The 3,687-nt window shown below is 59.9% G+C and carries 3 protein-coding genes; 1 reads left to right on the top strand and 2 read right to left on the bottom strand.

Annotated features, from left to right (window positions below):
• Positions 1–118: 118 nt before the first annotated feature.
• Positions 119–1,147, top strand: a complete 1,029-nt coding sequence (gene tdh, locus AC6FTP_RS26100; RefSeq protein ID WP_497209828.1) for an L-threonine 3-dehydrogenase — start codon at positions 119–121, stop codon at positions 1,145–1,147.
• A gap of 44 nt (positions 1,148–1,191) precedes the next feature.
• On the opposite strand, the gene AC6FTP_RS26095 is transcribed toward tdh, so the two are convergent.
• On the bottom strand, positions 1,192–2,625 hold the full coding sequence (locus tag AC6FTP_RS26095; protein WP_497209827.1) for a DUF1501 domain-containing protein: 1,434 nt from the start codon (positions 2,623–2,625) through the stop codon (positions 1,192–1,194).
• A 60-nt stretch (positions 2,626–2,685) separates the two neighbouring features.
• The coding region (locus AC6FTP_RS26090) for an L-lactate permease (RefSeq protein ID WP_497209826.1) at positions 2,686–3,687 on the bottom strand (1,002 nt) is incomplete at its 5' end.

The raw sequence follows: 3,687 nt of genomic DNA, 5'->3' as shown, positions 1-3,687 counted from the left end.
GGGAGGACAGGTTTCGTTTTTGAAGGCATGGACTGGCGATATAACGGAAGCTCGTCTTGTAAATTAGAAATTTGTGATTGCCATTTTAAAGGAATAGCATCCAATATATCGCCACACCATGAAAGCACTCGTCAAAGCCCAAGCAGAGCGCGGACTCTGGCTCCAGGATGTCCCGGAGCCGCAGGTCGGCATCAATGATGTCCTCATCAAGGTCCGCAAGACCGGCATCTGCGGCACGGACCTGCACATTTATAAATGGGACGCCTGGGCGCAGAAGACCATCCCGGTACCGATGGTCGTGGGGCATGAGTTTGTGGGCGAAGTCGTCTCGGTCGGCTCCAATGTGAGTGATTTTCATCCTGGCGAGATCGTCAGCGCCGAGGGCCATGTGGTCTGCGGGCGTTGCCGTAACTGCCTCGCGGGCCGTCGTCATTTGTGCAAAGACACCGTCGGGATCGGCGTGAATCGCACGGGTGCCTTTGCCGAATACATCAGCGTGCCGATGACGAACGTCTGGCATCACCGCGAAGGCGTGGACGAGGAAGTCGCGAGCATTTTTGATCCCTTCGGCAACGCCGTTCATACCGCGCTCGCCTTTGAATGCCTCGGTGAAGACGTTTTGATCACCGGCGCAGGCCCCATCGGCATCATGGCCATCCCGGTCGTCAAACACGCCGGAGCACGTCACGTCGTCATCACCGATGTGAACGAGTATCGCCTTGATCTCGCCCGCAAGATGGGCGCAACGGTTGCTTTAAACGTCAAAACCGGTAGCATCGCCGACGTACAGAAGCAGCTCGGCATGAAAGAAGGCTTCGATGTTGGACTCGAAATGAGCGGCAATGCATCAGCCTTCCGCAGCCTCATCGACAACATGTGCCACGGCGGCAAAATTGCGATGCTTGGTATCCCCAGCGAACCCATCGCCATCGACTGGAACAAGGTCATCTTCAATATGCTCACCATCCACGGCATCTACGGCCGCGAGATGTATGAGACCTGGTATCAGATGAGCGTCATGCTGGAAAGCGGCGTGAACATCAAGCCCGTCATCACCCACCGCTTCCACTACACCGACTTCGAACAGGGCTTCGCCGCGATGGAATCCGGCAACTGCGGCAAAGTCGTGCTCGACTGGACGACGTAGTCTTCAGCACGAGGCGCTAGGCCTGCACAGACTGAGCATAGCCATCACGCCACTAAATCACGGATCACATGTCCATGCACATCCGTGAGGCGACGGTCGAGGCCATTGTGGCGGACGGTGAGTTGCTCGTGGTTGATGCCCAGCAGGTGCATCATTGTGGCGTGGATGTCGTAGCAGGTCGTCGGGTTGGCGCGGTCGAGCGGCTTGTAGCCCCACTGGTCACTCTCGCCCGCTGTGACACCGCCTTTGATGCCGCCGCCACAGAGCCAGTTGGTGAAGACATACGGATTGTGGTCGCGGCCTTTGCCGCCTTGCGTTGATGGCATGCGGCCAAACTCAGTGGTCCAGAGGATGATCGTCTCATCGAGCAGACCACGCTGCTTCAAATCGAGGATCAATGCTGAAACAGCCTTCGCCATGCCCCAGGCGAGCGGGCCGTGATCACGCTCGACGTCTTCGTGGCTGTCCCAGTTGCGACGCGGGAAGCCGTTGTCGTTGCCGCTCCAGATTTGCACAAAGCGCACGCCGCGTTCGAGCAGGCGACGCGCAGCGAGGCACTTGCGGCCCATGTAGTCAGCCTCCTCTTCGGGATTGATCTCGGTGGGCCACACTTTGCGATGTTCTTGAATCCCATACATCGCCTTCATCGCATCACTCTCATGGCTGATGTCGAGCGCCTCCGGCGCGGCGAGCTGCATCTTCGCGGCGAGTTCGTAGCTCTGGATGCGCGAGTCAAGACGGCTGTCTTCCTCGCGTTGCTGCATGTGTTTGCGGTTCAACTGCTCCAACAGCTCGAATCCAGCGCGATCTGATCGCGCCGAGATGTAGCGGCCTGATTTGTGCGGGAACAGATCCGCGATGGGTGTCTCCGCGCCGGGATAGATGATCGTTCCGGCGTGCTGCGACGGCAAAAAGGCCGAGTCCCAGTTCTTGGGCCCGTTTGAGGCAAAGCCGCGATGATCCGGCAGCACAACGAAGGTGGGCAGATTGTCGCTCAGCGAACCCAGCGCATAACTCACCCAGCAGCCCATGCCCGGAAAGCCCGGCAGATTGAATCCCGTGGCCTGCAGCAGCGTGCCCTGAGAATGCACACCCGTCTTCCCGACCATATTATGCACGAAGGCCATGTCGTCCGCGCACGCGCCGAGCGGCGCGACGGCCTCGCTGAGCATCCTGCCGCTCTGACCATACGGCTTGAACTCCCACACCGGCTTCTTCCACGGCCCGAGTCCGTTTTGAAACGCCTCCACCTTCTCACCGAAGTCCGACTCCTCGCCGTGGTGCTTGATGAGCGCGGGTTTGAAATCAAACAAGTCAACGTGCGACGCCGCACCGCCCATGAAGAGCTGGATCACCCGCTTTGCCTTCGGCGCGACAGTCTGCGAGCGATGCGCTGTCTCGCCCGCTTGCAGCGAAGCAAAAGCGAGCGCGCCGAAACCTTGTCCGGTGGTCTGAAGAAGCTGGCGGCGGGTGAGCATGGAGAAGTGTGCTATACCCATACGCGATCTGCGAGTCACGCCTTGTCACGCAATCGCGGCTCACTTCACCACCATCCACGGCAGCCAGTACGCCTGCGCCATCACCAGCAGGCCCATGAGCAACGCCAACGCCACGCTGTGCCAGAAGACACTGCGCAGCACGGTTCCAGCATCGGGGCTGTCAGGGCGACCGCCCGTCGCCACAGCGGCGACGACGATGCTCTGCGCGTCGATCATCTTGCCCATCACGCCGCCGGAGCTGTTCGAGGCCGCCATGTGGATCGGCGAGAGATCCAGTTGGTTCGCAGTCACTTGCTGAAGATTGCCAAAGAGCACGTTTGACGAGGTATCGCTGCCCGTGAGCGCTACACCGAGCCAGCCGATGATGGGTGAGAAAAAAGGAAACAGCACACCAGTGGAGGCCATCATGAGTCCCATTGTGGTGTCCGTGCCACTGTAGCGCGTGACATAGCCCATCGCGAGCATGAGCGAGATAGTGAGCAGCGACACACGCAGCTTCCAGATCGTGCGCCCGTAAATGCCGAGCAGTCGAAGCGGTGACACCCCAAGGCAAAGGCCCGCGAGCATTCCCGCAAGCATCGCCGAAGTGCCCGCAGAGCTGAGCAGGTTCAGTTTGAAGACCGCCTTCTCCATCTCCGCATGAACCACCACGGGCGGCACACGTTCGACGGCCTTATGCAGCATCGGCACCTCGATCTCGCGATTGAAGATCGCGTTCAACTCCGCCTTCACCGCCGGGATGCCCCACACAAACACAAACAAGGTCAGAAATACCCACGGCAGCCAGGCTTTCCAAGCCTGAGCTGTGGGAGGCTTCGATGTCGGAACCACGGCGGCGCCTTCCTTCGGCTTCCACACCTTCATGAAGAGCACCAGCGCGGCCATCGCCACCACTGCGCTGACTATATCGACCAGCCATGGGCCGTGGTAGTTGCTCATCAAAAACTGCATCACGGCAAAGCTCGCCCCGGTGACGAAACACGCGGGCCAGACCGCCAGCATCCCGCGCCAACCGACCTGCGCCGCCACCAACCAGAATGG

This window comes from Prosthecobacter sp. (assembly GCF_044378005.1).
Classification (GTDB): Bacteria; Verrucomicrobiota; Verrucomicrobiia; order Verrucomicrobiales; family Verrucomicrobiaceae; genus Prosthecobacter.
The sequence above is the reverse complement of the archived record's forward strand: the minus strand, read 5'-3'. Positions and strand labels throughout refer to the sequence as shown.